Origin of the sequence: Allobaculum fili, assembly GCF_020969955.1 — a bacterium.
Classification (GTDB): Bacteria; Bacillota_I; Bacilli_A; order Erysipelotrichales; family Erysipelotrichaceae; genus Allobaculum; species Allobaculum fili.
In genome coordinates this window covers 1-14893 of record NZ_JAHDSX010000052.1, presented here as the reverse complement: position 1 = coordinate 14893, position 14893 = coordinate 1, and the positions used below count along the sequence as shown (strand labels likewise).

At 52.8% G+C, this 14893-nt stretch carries 8 protein-coding genes and 1 riboswitch; of the genes, 5 read left to right on the top strand and 3 right to left on the bottom strand.

Going from position 1 to position 14893, the window contains the following annotated elements; genetic code table 11:
• Positions 1-217 precede the first annotated feature (217 nt).
• On the bottom strand, positions 218-1069 hold the full coding sequence (locus tag Afil_RS09365) for a protein phosphatase 2C domain-containing protein (protein WP_230268296.1): 852 nt from the start codon (positions 1067-1069) through the stop codon (positions 218-220).
• On the bottom strand, positions 1035-1901 hold the full coding sequence (locus Afil_RS09360) for an HAD hydrolase family protein (protein ID WP_230268295.1): 867 nt from the start codon (positions 1899-1901) through the stop codon (positions 1035-1037). Before Afil_RS09360 ends, Afil_RS09365 begins: the two co-directional genes overlap by 35 nt.
• Before the next feature lie 291 nt (positions 1902-2192).
• Between Afil_RS09360 and Afil_RS09355 the strand changes: the two genes are divergently transcribed.
• Both Afil_RS09355 and Afil_RS09350 read left to right on the top strand, forming a co-directional pair.
• Positions 2193-3206, top strand: coding sequence for a GYF domain-containing protein (locus Afil_RS09355; RefSeq protein ID WP_230268294.1), 1014 nt, complete (start codon positions 2193-2195; stop codon positions 3204-3206).
• A gap of 352 nt (positions 3207-3558) precedes the next feature.
• Positions 3559-5193, top strand: coding sequence for a GH25 family lysozyme (locus Afil_RS09350; RefSeq protein ID WP_230268293.1), 1635 nt, complete (start codon positions 3559-3561; stop codon positions 5191-5193).
• A 313-nt stretch (positions 5194-5506) separates the two neighbouring features.
• Here the strand turns inward: Afil_RS09350 and Afil_RS09345 are convergent, their stop codons facing one another.
• Complete coding sequence (locus Afil_RS09345; protein ID WP_230268292.1) at positions 5507-11512, bottom strand: glycoside hydrolase; 6006 nt, start codon at positions 11510-11512, stop codon at positions 5507-5509.
• Between the two features lie 505 nt (positions 11513-12017).
• A riboswitch (Lysine riboswitch) is annotated at positions 12018-12182 on the top strand.
• Between the two features lie 73 nt (positions 12183-12255).
• Here Afil_RS09345 and Afil_RS09340 point away from each other — a divergent pair.
• Genes Afil_RS09340 through Afil_RS09330 form a run of 3 tightly spaced genes read left to right on the top strand, consistent with a single transcriptional unit; the run spans position 12256 to position 14587 of the window.
• Positions 12256-13086, top strand: coding sequence for a transporter substrate-binding domain-containing protein (locus tag Afil_RS09340; RefSeq protein ID WP_230268291.1), 831 nt, complete (start codon positions 12256-12258; stop codon positions 13084-13086).
• Positions 13087-13091: 5 nt separating this feature from the next.
• Positions 13092-13838 carry an amino acid ABC transporter permease gene (locus tag Afil_RS09335; RefSeq protein ID WP_230268290.1) on the top strand — a complete coding sequence of 249 codons (747 nt, stop codon included), beginning with the start codon at positions 13092-13094 and terminating at the stop codon, positions 13836-13838.
• Positions 13835-14587 carry an amino acid ABC transporter ATP-binding protein gene (locus tag Afil_RS09330; protein ID WP_230268289.1) on the top strand — a complete coding sequence of 251 codons (753 nt, stop codon included), beginning with the start codon at positions 13835-13837 and terminating at the stop codon, positions 14585-14587. The genes Afil_RS09335 and Afil_RS09330 overlap by 4 nt, the downstream gene beginning before the upstream one ends.
• Positions 14588-14893 lie beyond the last annotated feature (306 nt).

The window sequence follows — 14893 nt, the reverse complement described above, 5'->3', positions numbered from 1 at the left end:
GGATCCGAAGTATGAAGAAAACGATGAAGAATAAAAAATACGCCAAGCGGGATCTCGAAAGGGATCCCGTTTAGCGTATCTAATATTCAGTCTCGCGTATACCCGTCGATTGTTTGACACTTACAAAAGCCGCCGGCAAAATCGATGTTAAAAAGCAGCGACGAAAAAGTGTATGAAAAAAGGGGCCGTAAAAGGCACCCTCTTCAGTATTATCGTTTCATTTTGCGAGATCGGACTGCAGGTTTTTGAGAGCCTCTTTTGCATCGACCGCCATAAGAGACGTATCGTCCCGCTTTTTCAGGCGCAGAAGCGCTCTGGCATCGGGATCTTCTTCCTGCAGCGACCAGAGAAGATCCATGGCGCCTGCGGGATCGTTTTGCAGCCTTATAACAAAATCGTCATCGCTTTCGTGAAGAAAACCCTGCAGCTGATCGAAGCCGTCGCTGTACAGCGCAAATCCGTTTACTTCGTCAAAGGGAATGGAACCCGTCAGCGGGGCAAACCAGCTGGCGTTCAGATCGACAATCGGATAGCCGCCTTCTGGATTGTTTTTGCGGGCGCGGTTGGCGATGAGCATGGACTGAATTTCGGGAAGCGCCCGAAGCGCTTTTAAGGAAAGATCGTCGTTTTGACGGATTCGGGCCATCGCTTCCAGAACCTTATTGTCAAAGAAACCGACACGCTCGTCGACCAGACGAAGCGGACGATCCTTTAAGGCAAACAGCAGCGGACTGTCGCCCAGAATGAAATATTCAAAGGCCTGGGTACGCTTACTGGCGCGCACGATGCTTACGGTACAGGAAGGCATTTCGTCTTCGGGGCACTCTCCAAACGCTGCGGAAAGCTCATTTAGAATGATTTTGAGAATCGATTCGATGGACGCGTCCAGATTTTCAAAGCGTTTCGCGGATCGGGCAATGGACCGCGCCAGCCACGCCGCGTCCGATCCCGTCTGCATGCGATTGCCGCCCTTGAGCGCGCTCGCTCCGTCCGCAATCAGCCAGACTGACGAAGAGATGCCCAGCGCGTCTTCGTTAACGGGCTTTTCCGTTCGGCTTTCGAAAAACACAGGCTTTCTCCATGAGCAGGACGTTGATCATATAGGCGATTCCGTTTTGTCCCGCGTTGTACTTGGTCGTTCTTCGGCAGACATCGATGACGGATTTCGGGCTGTTTTTCATCGCGATGCCAAACGTTTCCTTCAGCAGCGCTTTTTCAACACTCAGCGAGCCGAAGCAGAGCGTCTGTTCGGCTGAGAAATGAAATTCCTTCTGGGCCAGTGCAAAGGCTTCGCAAAGCGAACTGCCGCGCGGGTAAATTTCCAGAACGGTCGGGAAGACGCGGCAGACCGGATAGGCTTCGAGCTCTTTCTTGCGGCGGATCCGGTTGATCAGCGCCTTGGAGCTGATCAGAAGCAGACGGTGATAGGACGATTCCGATTTGAGCGTATTGAAATCGACGGAACGAACCGGGTAGAGGTGCTCGCGCAAAGCGAACAGAAAAGCGTACGTTCCCGGATGATCGCACAGGTAGCGGCGGCCGCTGTCGATGATGCGGGCGCAGGGGATTTTCAGAGAAAGGTCGGATTCCAGCGTCGACAGACTCGTCAGCAGTTCGCAGGCTTCTTTTGGATTAAACGCGTGCAGGCTGATGATCTTTTTTTCAGGCAGGGAAACGTACTGGCTGCCTTCGGCGGCAAGAACGTAGGAAAAAATCCTGTCGATTCGTTTGCGCTCCAGAAAATGAAGAACCCAGCGGGCATCGCGCTGAGAACACAGACCAAGGACGATCCCCTTGGAATGCAGATCTTCGAGAATGGACATGGTGGCTGGAGGAATGTCTCCAAACTGGTTGAGAAGCGTATTTTCAAGTCCGATCAGGACAGAATGAATGATTTGCATGTTCTTATTCTATCAAGTTTGGCTGAGCGTGCACGAATCCGAAAAAAGAAGAAAACGGTCGAACCGGTCCGGTAAAAAGAGGGAAAGCTTTTATCCTCCTGTTCACGATCGGGAAATTTTCAGGAAAAAAGACAGCCCGTTAAGATTATTTTCATGTTTCTGTGGCACAATTTCTGTGAAATTCCCAAAGCCCCCGCCTTGGGAGTGTTCTGTATACAGCGATGGAAACGATGTTCCGGCAAACAGACCGGACCGTTATCGCTCTGCTTATTGAAAATAAGGAGTTTTCACATGAAAAAATGTCCAAATTGTCAGACGGAAAACCTGGATACCAGCCGGTTCTGCAATGAGTGCGGGACGCGTCTTCCGGATTCTGAAAATAAAACGGAAACCAAAAGCACGGAGGCCTGGTACTACGTCGAAGACGGTGCCTCCAAAGGTCCTTTTTCCAAAGACGATTTCCTGAATCGGATCGTTTCAGGCGACCTCGGTCCGGATACGTACGTGTGGACGCGTGGCATGAAAGAATGGACCCGCCTGAAATCCACACCGCTCTATCAGGAAAGTGAGCCTGCTGAAATGCCGGCCGAGCCCGAAACCGCTGCAGCGTCCAGTACGAACGCCTTTACGGATACGAGCACGCCGCAGAGTACCCAGACCAGCATGTCCGGTTCCTATTCTTCGACTACTGAAACGTATGGCGACAGCTCGCAGGCGCAGGAATGGTACTACGCTGTAAACGGCCGCTCCTATGGACCGTTCTCGGAAACGGTTATGATCGGCTACATCCGTCAGGGTATTCTTGACGGCGAATCCCTTGTCTGGAAAAGCGATTTTGAAGACTGGAGAAACCTTTCCGCTACCGAACTGCGCGCCTATCTGCCTGCGCAGTCGACTGCGCCGCGCCGTTCCCAGCCGGATCTTCGCTCGAACGCAGGCAATTCTTCCACCGCCTACATTACCCCGCGCAACCCCGTACTGTATCTGCTCGGAAGCATTCTGACCTGCGGTATTTTCAGTATCGTCTGGCTCTATCTGCTCGTAGAAGACTCCAATCGTCTTGCTGCAGCCAAAGGCCAGCCGCATGGACCGTCTGCCATGTCGGTTATCCTGCTGACGATCGTGACTTGCGGTCTGTACCTCATCTACTACTTCTACAAGCTGGGTAACCTGCTGTATGACTGCTCCGGCCGTCGTCAGTCCAACAACGCGGTACTCATGCTGATTTTGTCGATCTTCGGTCTCGATGTCGTTTCCATGATGATCGCGCAGGATCAGATCAATACCATCATTTCGCAAGACTAGTTTTGCATCACCTTTTCGAACCTGGCCAGTCCTGTTTTGGGACTGGCTTTTTGTTTCCAATTCAGTCAGGGAAGGCAGCCAGAGAAAAAACGCAGCGAGAAGAGAAACCTTCAGCCGAAGAAGAACGAGTCTATGAAGAAAAGGCACATGGTTTTGGCCGCTCTGCCGCTGCGCTTAAAATGTCTTTCGAATCTTGATTTCAGGACTGTACAAACTTTACAATGAAACGGCTTCCTCTCTGCCCGCGACCTGACTTTCAGCCGGGTTGACGAGCCCGCGAGGGAAAAGCGCAGCAGAGAAATTTGAATCCAGCGCAAAAAAATTTCATCAAAAACGCGCAAAAGGAGATTGCATGATGAACTATAAAACAACACGAAACAGGCTTCTGCAGGCCTCGCTGGCCGGCGGTCTGGTGCTGGGCGGCCTTCCTGTGCATGCGCAGGACATTCAGCCTATGGAAGAAACGCACACCTCCTCCATGCCGCAGACGGGCAGCCCTTCGCAGGACGTATCCTCCATGCCGCTTGAACCGTCTTCCACACCGGACAACACTCCATCCGATAACACTGCGCCTTCCGCTCCGACTGCTGATCCGGCCGCTCCAGAAACGCCGGCAGTCATAACAGAGGAAATCGTGGAAGAAGCGAGCGAACAGGAGGAAGACAAGCCGTCCATGCCTCTTCCGCTCGACAATCACCGCAAGAGCGACGTGAAGCTCAACGGTATTGACATTTCCCGCTGGCAGGACGGTATCGATCCGGCGGCCATGGATGCGGATTTTATCATCTGCAAGGCATCCGGCGGCAACGGCTACCGGGATCCGAAATTTTACGAGTACGCCTCGAGCATTCTTGAAAGCGGCAAGCTGTTTGGCTTTTACCACTTTGCGCATGATCGCGGCTGCGAAGACACGCCGGAAAAGGAAGCTGATTTTTTTTACCGCACAACCCGTGCCTACATCGGCAAGGGCGTGCCGATTCTCGACTTTGAAGCGCGCGATCTGTTAAGCGCGAAAGATACCGACTGGGCGTACCGCTTTGTGAAAGCCTACTACAGTCTGTCCGGCATGAAGTGCATGATTTACATGAGCAGCTATTACACCCGGACGCTGGACTGGAGCCGTCTGGCGGAAGAAGGGTATCCCCTCTGGGTCGCCAACTATGGCCAGAACGAAGTGCAGAACGGCTATCGGGAAAATACGTTTACCGACAGGGCCGGTACGGGCGCCTTTGAGGAATACTGGATGCACCAGTATTCGTCGAGAGGCCGTCTGGAAGGCTACGACGGCGATCTCGATCTCAACAAGTTTTTCGGTTCCGCCGAAGACTGGAAATCGTTATGCACGGTAAACGAAGTGCCTAAGACGATGTATCGCGTCTACAACCCGAATTCCGGCGAACATTTTTACACCGCCGACCGCAACGAATGGGCCTTCTTGTGCGATGCGGGCTGGAAAGATGAAGGCACCGCCTGGCAGCTTCCAGCGACGGGCGAGCCGGTTTTCCGCCTGTACAACCCGAATGCGGGCGACCACCATTACACAATGGATGCCAAAGAGAAAGACGGCCTGATTCGAGCCGGCTGGACGTACGAAGGCATCGGCTGGTATTCCGATCTGAAGGAAGGCACGCCGGTTTACCGTGTCTATAACCCGAATGCCAGAACGGGCTCGCACCACTTCACTACGGATTCCAACGAATACAGCTATCTGAAAAAAGCCGGCTGGAATCAGGAAGGCATTGCCTGGTACGGCACAGTCGAGGAGAGCAAAGAAGAAAAGACGGTGCGTGAAAACTGGATTTCTTCCTCCGAGCACAATAACAGTTCCTCGCAGAACAAATCGATTCGCGTGGAAACACCCGAACTCAACACCGCATCCAAACGCCGGGCAACCTATCCAGAACGCCCCGGCGAGAACAAAGATACAAAATCGTCCATAACCGTTTCTTCCAATCCCAACGGCATGAAAATTCACGTCCAGGATTAGCGAACCGCAAAAAACGAAATTGTGATCGGAATCCGGATTTGCAAAATTCGAATCCGATTTCTGATCCTCACTGCATACGAAAAGGCTTTGTCTGCCTGCTGCTCGCATTGAACAGCCAGGCGGCAAAGCCTTTTTTGCGAAAGAAAGAAAGTCCAGAAAGAAAAAATCTGAACAGAAAAAATCCGGACAGAGAAAAAGAATGCCGGCACAAAGGACGACATTCTTAAAAGTTCAGAACACCGGATGAAAATCCGTAAAGGAGAATTGATCTTCGTTCTATTTTCCAGAAACTGTTCGAATAGAATCGGAACGATTAGAAATTCGCTTTTGGATCTTCTGGATTTTTGCGCAGTTTCAAAAGGGTTTGGTTCAGAGCACTGGCCGCGTCATTGACAGCCTTCTGACTGGTCGGATTGTCGATCTGCGCTTTGGCAGCCGATGCAGCCTCTGTAAGAGCCGCTTTTCCATCCGCCTTAAAGAGCGACAGGTTGAGCGACTCATACTTGTTATGGGTCAGCCGGACAAACGTCAGGTCGACCAGCGTGAGATTCGAACGGGCGGTATTAAGCGATTCGAGCGCGGCATCGACCGTCTTCTGTTGGGCGTCGCTGTCATTCAGAACGCGTTTTGCCTGATCCAGAGCGGTATTCAGCGCTTCAAATGAAGCTTTTACATAGCTGTGATTTTCATCGGGACGCAGAGCAAGCTGTTCCGCTTCAATCGCATCGACGCGTGCCTGCAAAGCCTCCTTATCCACCACGATTGGCGCGTCTTCAAAGACAGGGGTGTATTCCTTCATGGCATGAACCGGTCCAAACGCAGGCGTCCAGCCTATGAACACTTTGCCCTCGGGAACAGTAACCTCCGAAGCGGCTGGAGCGAGCGTTTCAGCACTCTGGCCGTCTTCGACATACGCCTTCTTCAGGACAGTTGTTCCGTTTTTGAAGGTGACGCTCCACTGGCGCTTCAGCGCGTCTCTGGCTGCCTGCAGTGCGGAGAGTGCAGCCCTGACGTCCTCCTCACTCGCATTCGGATTAGAAACTGTATTCTGGGCGGCTTCCCGTTTCGCCTGCAGGGCGCTCCAGGTCGAAGGTGTCCAGTCGGTTTCATTCAGGGCCGATACTTCGGCAAGCAGGGATTCGAGCTGGGTCTTATCGGGGCTGGTCTTAAGGGAAACGCCGATCCAGGAAAGAATCGGATCCTGATTGTCCGTTTTGGAAAGGGTCAGGGTAATCGTTTCTTCCTGATCAAGATGAATATTGGCGCTGTGCAGCGTTTCTTTCGAACTGGTGACGTTGCAGTCCATGAGTTTGGAAGTGCCTTTGGATGTCGTCACGTCCAGTTTCATCGTGCGGCTGACGCTCCACCAGCCGTTGACGCCGACGTAAATCGTATGGTCGCCTTTAGGAAGCGTCAGCGCATACGAAATCGTCTTGCCGCCTCGCGCCCAGTATCCGCCGGTATACGGGTTTTCCAGACTGGTCTGGGAGAAGGCGACCATGTCGACATCGCCGCTGTTTTCGCCGATTCTCGAGAGCGATCCCCATGTGTTTTCGTCCGTTTTGACTTGTTCGCTGACGGTGTTTTTCATCTGGGAAGAAGACGCGAGAGCGTATTTGTGGGAAAGCGAGTCGGGGTTGTTGCAATCGATCATGTATTCCATGTTTTCCGGAATCAGCTGAACGGAAGCGAAAACCTTCATAGTCTCGTTTTTCGCTTCATCCAGAACGGCAGTGCCGCTAATCGTAACCGTATCGAAGGCTTTATGACTGCTCCACAAATCTTCGTTTTGCCATGTCACCGGATAGCTGGAATGACCGATGGTGACGGTTTCGGGCAGACCGCTCTTGGAGGATGTCGAATACCAGGTGTTTACGGGTTCCGCCTGGCCGTTTGCTTTCATCAGGCGGTCGTATTCTTCGGCCGAAATGGCGATCGGCGTTCCGTGACGGGCGCCGGACGGCATCTTAAAGCCGCTTTCAAGTTTTGTGAAAGTGCCCGAGTCCAGATCGGAAATTTCAAGCGGGTAGTAGCCGATGCCGCCAAAGTCATCCGCCAGCAGGATCCATTTGTCGCTGGCGCTGTCGTCGGCGTTGAGCTTGTAAATGGCCGGACCTTCGACATACTGGTTGGCGTTGAGCGAATCGGAAGCGATGTGGGTGTACTCGCCAAGAAGCGTATCGGATTTTTCCAGGAACAGCGTCTTGGTTTTCGCGCCTAGACTGTTCGTTTCGCCGCCTTCGTTTTTGGTCAGACGGTAGTAGGCATTGTTATGAGCAATAACGGTCGTATCGATTGAAGACTGATCCTTGTCGATCCATACTTGCGGCTCGCTGAACGTGCAGAAGTCACGGGTACGGGTATAGTAGACGCGCTGCTTGGCGTAATTGTCGCCTTTGACTTTGCTGGACCAGTAGACGATGTATTCGCCCGTCAGCGGATCGTACGCAGCTTCCGGGGCCCAGGTGCATCCGGCATCAATCGATGCAGACACTTCGACCAGACGCGGTTCGCCCCAGTCGATGAGGTCATCGGATTCCCAGACGAGCAGGCTTTGCGAGCCGGCTTTCTGGGCGCGATCCCAGTTTCCGTTGCCGTTGATTTTGAGATCGGTGGCGATGATGTAAAACTTGTCGCCTTCGGGAGAACGCAAAATGTACGGGTCTCGGACGCCTTTTTCGCCCAGAGACGATACGAGCGAAGGCTTGCCGTCGTTGAGGTCGTTCCAGTTCAGGCCGTCCTGGCTGGCGGAGAAGTAAATCTGTTCGCCGTCGGCTTTTCCTTCGCCGGTGAAATAGGCGAAGAAATAATCCGTCATTTCCTGCTGCTTCGGCGCGGCCTTGATCGTCAGATCAAAGACTTTGGTTTCGGTTGTGTTCTTGTAGGAAATCGTCGCGGTTAAGGTGACGTTCGTATCGCTTGCCGGACGGGTGATGACGCCGGCAGGAACTTTGCCATAACCAGGGACGCTGGCTTCTTTTTCACTCAGATCGAGAATGCCGTTTCCCGATTCGGACATCGACCAGGTAATCGACGCTTTGCCCAGATGATCGGGCAGCCTGATGTTTCCCTTGATGTTGTCGGCGTTCGGAATGGACAGTTCGGCTTTGGCATCCGAAACAATTTTGTCGGGATCTTCGCCGGGCACGTTCAGATCCAGAACATAGGATGTATCGGTGCCGGTGAAGGCTGCGGTGATGCTTGCTTTCGTATCGGCCAGCGGCATCGTGTACTTGCCGTCTGCGGAAATCGCATCATTTTCCGAAACGCTCCAGGTGACGTTCTGTCCATAGACCTGCGCTGGTAAGTTCAGATCGGAGTCGATCGCATCGACGCTCTTGTTTTTGTTTAAAATCGCCTGCGCCAGGGCGGCTTTCATGCAGTCGTCCTTATTGGGCTCTTCCTTCCAGGCCTGTGCGAGCTCTTCGCTGTTCAGGGCCTTGTTCCACACTTTGAAGGAAGCTGCTGCACCGGAGAAGAGAGGATCGGGCGTATAAAGCGATTTTCCGATATAGCCGTCGCGATCGCCGGTTAAAATCTGGCTCCAGTCTTTGGAGTGGTCGAGTTCGGTGACTTTTTCGCCATCCAGATACACTGTGATCGTATAACCGTCCGAGACGATGGTATACGTATTAAACGCGGTGTTCGAGGCGACTTTGTCGGTATTGACGGGCAGACGGGTTTCACCGCTTTGCGAGATGGCGGCAAGAATTTTATCCGTGTAGCCGCCCTGTCCGCTCTTTGGCGTCAGGAAGAAATAGTTGTCGACGTTTGGCCATACGCCTTCCTTGCTGCCAAGCGTCAGCAGCCAGTGGCTGGATGTCTGCGGCGCATAGGCGCTCAGGCTGATCGTAAAGGCGTTTCCGTCTTCGATCATGCCCTTGGGCAGCGTGACGTAGCCGTTCTGGCTGAAGCTTAAAATCGAGGCTTCGCCATAGCTTGCGCTGTCGGCACTGTCCAGGCTGGTCAGAGGCGCATCCAGCCCATAGCCGGACTGATCGCGCAGAGCGCTTTCTCCGTCCTGGACATCAAAGGAGAGATCGGTACGCAAAGCGCCGCTATCTTCCAGCATGCGTTTTGGCTTGCCGATGCCTTCGATGATGTACGTCGTAATGGAATTGGCTTTCAGATTTGCGGTTACGGAATGATCATCTTTCGAGGCGAGAGCTTCTTCGCTGACGTCTTTCCATTTTTCGCCCTCTTCCATTGAGCCGCTCGTACGGATCGCGGTGACCTTGCCTGGCGCATGACTGAAATCGCCTAGGTTGAACTGCATCGTCTGTGCGTCGGCTTTGTCGTTGATGGCGACGATGACGGCTTTCTGCTCGTCGGGGTCATAGGCGCAAAGCGTACTGTCGCTGGAAGCGAGAATCGTATAGCCCGGACGGATGTAGCGGGTGAACTGGCCAAAGCCGTAGTACTTCATGGAAAGGGCAAGGCGGCCGGTGTTATGATCGGCAGCCGCGACGCCCCAGTAGCCGCCGGTCTGACCGTTCCAGCCGAGATCTTCGAGCGTGGCTTTATCAATGCCATTGGAAGACGAAATCCAGCTCTGGCCGTATTCGGAATTATCGGCATGCTTGTCGATCAGATTCCAGAAAATCCAGGCGGAGCAGTTGAGGCCGTTGACATCGGTAATGATGCGCTTGCCAAGACCTAAAGCCGCGCTCATTTCGCCGGCATTGCTTCCGGCGGTAAAGCCGCCGTCCACTTCGCTCATCCAGAGATTTTTCTCTTCTTTTTTCGCTAAAGCCTGCAGACCGGCACGGTTGCTCCCGCCATACGTGTGCGTATCGATGCGATCGACTACGGTTTTTGCTTCGCTGCTGAGTGCGTTGTACGTGGTGATCTGCGTATCGATGCTCGTTTCATCAGACGCGCTCAGCTGGAGATCAATGTTCTTTTCTTCCAGCTTTGCGTTGAGACGGACCAGAATCTGCGAAATGGCGTTTGCGTCGAAATGGCAGCCTTCCTGTTTGCTGGAATAGGCGCCCCAGTAATCGGTATTCGGTTCGTTAAACGCCGACGCGCTCTCAAACGTCACTCCGTTTTGATGGAGATGTTCGATGACATCTGCCATGTACGTTGCAAAGGCGTCGTAGCTGTCTGTGCGCAGGTTGTTCTGACTGGCGGTGTAGTTTCCGGAAGAGCAGAGCGATTCCGTCATGAAATACGGCGGGGAATTGGAGAAAATTTCCGCAATGAAATCCTGACCGGACGCCGAAGACGCCGCCTTGAGCACGTTCAGCTGATCCTTGTCGGCCTCCCAGTCATAGTTCCAGGCATATCCGCAGTCTGGATCGGCCCGGGTGAAGTTTTCTACATACCAGCTGAGCGGGTGTTCCTCGGTAATGACGATCGGGGTGATGTTGGTGCAGTAGCCGGGGACTGCGGAGTCCGAGCGAATAATGTGGCTCTGATGCAGTCCGGGATCCTGCGTGCCGTCTTCGAGAACCTGATCCTCCGGGATGACCGCCATCTCGATGTAGTCGTGCATGTACGTGTTGGAAGAAGCTGTGTTTCCTCCAAGCTGCAGCGTGTTTTCGCCCTGAGCCAGTTCCACATTTTCGAGAACGGCTATATAAAATTTCACGTTCCCCTGTACGGCCATGATGTTCTTTTCGATTTCCTCTGTGGAAGCGGAGTAAATTTTGTCGTGATTGACTTGCAGGGAAACGCCGCGGTTGTGCGTACCGTCCAGTTTAACCAGCACTTTGACGGTATACGTTCCGGTTTTTTCTGCCTGAACGGTATACGTCAGCATGTCCGCATTGCCTACCGTGCCGTTGATCGGTCCGATCCAGCCGATTTCCTTAAGAGTGCCAAGCTTTGCGCCTTTGAGAAGTCCGAGATCGCGGTCCGTTTTCTGCCAGCGCGTCGAATCGTTGTACGTCTTCGAAGAAATCTGCATTTTGGATCCGCCAAAGGACGGCGCGCTTCCTTCTTCGAGCGTGCACAGAACGGCGTTTTCGTTTGGAGAGAGCGAAGCGATCGTGCTGTCTCCGCCGCCCAGGTTGTAGCGGCCGATGTTCAGATCGAGTCCGTCATCGGAGAAAAACTTCTCTGCCGTGTCCGAAGTCAGGGCTTCGCTTGAGCCGATGCGGTTGGCCCACCAGCAAAGCGAAGTGCCCCAGCCTTCGAATTCGCCCAGGCCGTCGCCGTCCGTATCGTGAAACGGAGACGCTTTGGCAGCCTGTACGCGAACCGTCTGATCCGGAGCGCTTTCTGCAGCCGAAATCGGGAGTACAAAAGCGGAAATGCTTTGCATCGCCATGGCGCCGGAACAGAGCAGACTGAGCAGTCTGTACCTTTTGTTCATATCTTTCCTTTCCTGCTTTTCAGCAAGAAGCCGCCCGGGTCTGCATGGCCTGAAAACGCACAGGCCGGGGGAACAGAGGCAAGCGGCTCCATCTTCTTTATTTTGGCCGGTTAAGCGGTTACATTCAACGGATGTTTAAAAATGGACGTATTCTCATTGCGGATTGTCTATTCGTTTTTTGAAGCAGCCGTTTTCGCGGAACGATTTCAAACGACAATTTCAGACGACATGGGAAAGGACGGTCCAAAGGGCGGATGCGCAGACCGAGCGAAAAGGCGAACGGCTATAAAGTTTTGGTTCTGTCCGGCAAGGATGAACGATGGCAAACTGATTGGTTGAGGAAAGCAGACAGAATGAGAATAAAGGACTTTTTTTCAGGAAAGAGTGTTCAAAAGGAGAAAATCCCGTCCTTTTTGCGCCGTGAGGGTGCCGGTTCTGGATTTTTGGGGGATCCGTTTGACAGGCTATCGGGGGCTTGCTAGTATGAGTGCAACATACGAAACAGGAAAAAGATAGAGGCAGCGGTGCAGAATAGTACCTTTTGGAGAAGGCATTCGAAGAAGAAAGGGAAAGGCAATCATCGCCGAAAGACAGGTCCGGCAGGGGCTGATCTTGGGCTGCAGGGAAATACTTTGCAGACTCCTTCGGTCGAAGAGGTGTTATCTTAACTTCATCTTTTTGACTGCGGATACCGCAGTTTTTTTCATTTCTGATTTTCGTTTGAATAAGGAGAAGAAAAATACATGAAAAAATCATCGATTGCAGCAGCGGCCATTGCCATGATGATGCTTGCCGGATGCTCATCTGCACCAGCGCAGACCAGCGACAGTTCCAATACCTTTACCGTCGGCATGGAATGCGGCTACGCCCCGTTTAACTGGCAGACCACAACCGAAACCGATACGACGGTTCCTCTGGCCAGCGGCGCCGGCTACTGCGACGGCTACGACGTTCGCATTTCCCGCAAGCTCGCCGACGAAATGGGCAAGGATCTTGTCATTAAAAAAATCGACTGGGACGGCCTGCAGCCAGCCCTTGAATCCGGTGAAATTGATGCCATCGTTGCCGGAATGACCGCAAACGAAGAACGTGAAGAAGGCATTGACTTCACAACCCCGTATTCCGAAAGCGAAATGGTCATGATCGTACCGAAGGATTCCGAAGCCGCTTCCTTTACCGATATTCAGCAGTTCTCCGGCCACAAAGTCATCGGCCAGAAAAACACCAACTACGATACCGTCATCGATCAGATCGACGGCGTTATCCACGTCGTTCCAAAAGCACGCTATCCGGAGCTGATTCTGGCTCTGCAGTCCGGAGAAGCCGAAGCGATTACCGCTGAGCTTCCGGTTGCCAAAGGTATCGTGCAGGCCAACCCGGATCTGACGTACATCACGTTTGAAGACGGCAAGGGCTTTGATGTCGATACATCCGTATCCATCGGTCTGAAAAACAATACCCGCGATACCGAAAGCTTCAAAGCCGTTCAGGACGCTTTAGACAAAATCACAACCGAAGAGCGCGAATCCATGATGCAGGATGCCGTACTGAACGCGCCGACGACTGGTGAATAAGCCGTATGAGTATTGACTGGTCTTACGCCTGGCGGGCGCTCGTCAATAACTGGCCGATGTTCTGGCACGGTGTCGAAGTTACGATCGCCTTTGCGATCGTCGGCACAGTGTTCGGTTTTCTGATCGGTCTGATTGTCGGCGCCATCCGCTCCGTTCCTGTTGATCCGCTCGATTCTTCCTTCATGAAAGGACTGAAGAAGTTCGGACGCGGCATCACCGGCCTGTACATCTGGGTTTTCCGCGGTACGCCGATGATGATTCAGGCCTGCTTCATTTATTACCTTCTGCTTCCAGTCATTCACTGGAATGCGATTACGGCCGGTTTTGTGATCATCTCGATCAACACCGGCGCCTACATGGCTGAAATTCTGCGTTCTGGCATCCAGTCCGTAGATCCCGGCCAGTTAGAAGCCTGCAAAGCGGTCGGCATGTCCAGCTTCCAGGCCATGGTCTCGGTTATTTTCCCGCAGGCCATCAAAAATACCTTCCCGGCTATCGGCAACCAGCTGATCGTCAATCTGAAAGACTCCTGCATGATGAACGCTATTTCCGTAACGGAGCTGTTCTTCCAGTCGTCTTCCATCGCGGGAAGCAACATGCGTTTCGCGGAAATTTACCTCGATACAGCCGTTCTGTATCTGGTTCTTACGACGCTCGCTACCTGGCTGCTCAGCTTCATTGAGCGCAGGATGAACGCCCGCGAAAACGAAGGAAAAGAAAAGAAGAAACTTTTCATGGAGATGTCCTCATGAGTGAACCTGTAATTCGTGTCAGTCATTTAAAGAAGAGCTTTGGCAAGCAGGAAGTTCTTCACGATATCGACTTCTCCATTAACAAAGGCGAAGTAGTCTCCATCATCGGATCTTCGGGATCCGGCAAGAGTACGCTTCTTCGCTGCATCAACCTGCTCGAAATCCCGGATTCGGGAACGATCACGTTCCACGGTCAGGACATTCTCAAAGGCGATCTGAACGGCTATCGTTCGAAAGTCGGCATGGTTTTCCAGAACTTCAACCTCTTTCAGAACAAGAGCGTTCTGGACAACTGTGTTCTCGGTCAGCGCAAGGTGCTCAAGCGCTCCAGGGAAGAAGCGGTCGCCATCGCCAAAACGCATCTCGATCGCGTAGGTATGTCGAACTTCCTCGATAAGGGAGCCACCAAGCTTTCCGGCGGTCAGAAACAGCGCGTCGCGATTGCCAGAGCACTGTCCATGGATCCGGAAGTGCTGCTGTTCGATGAACCGACGTCCGCGCTCGACCCGGAAATGGTCGGCGAAGTTCTCGAAGTCATGAAAGACCTGGCCAAGTCCGGTCTGACGATGATCGTCGTAACGCATGAAATGCAGTTTGCGAAAGATGTATCCGATCGCGTCATTTTCATGGATCAGGGCGTCATCGCCGAAGAAGGCACGCCGGATGAAGTCTTCGAACATCCGAAAAACGAAAGAACGAAACAGTTCCTTTCCCGCTTTCGCCAGACGACGCTTGAAAAAGAAGACTAGAACCGACTCTGTTCTCTCTTCAATCTGAATTTAAATCGCTCGGTATGACCCGTTGAGGTCATGCCGGGTTTTTTTGTGCCCAAAACGGAGGGGACTGGACGGAACGTAAGTGTCAAACAATCGACGGGTATACGCGAGACTGAATATTAGATACGCTAAACGGGATCCCTTTCGAGATTCCGCTTGGCGTATTTTTTATTCTTCATCGTTTTCTTCATACTTCGGATCCGGTCCACGGTATCCAATTCGAAGATATTCAGGTAAATCCTTTGAATACGGCAGAAGTGACTTCAATACATCTACCGC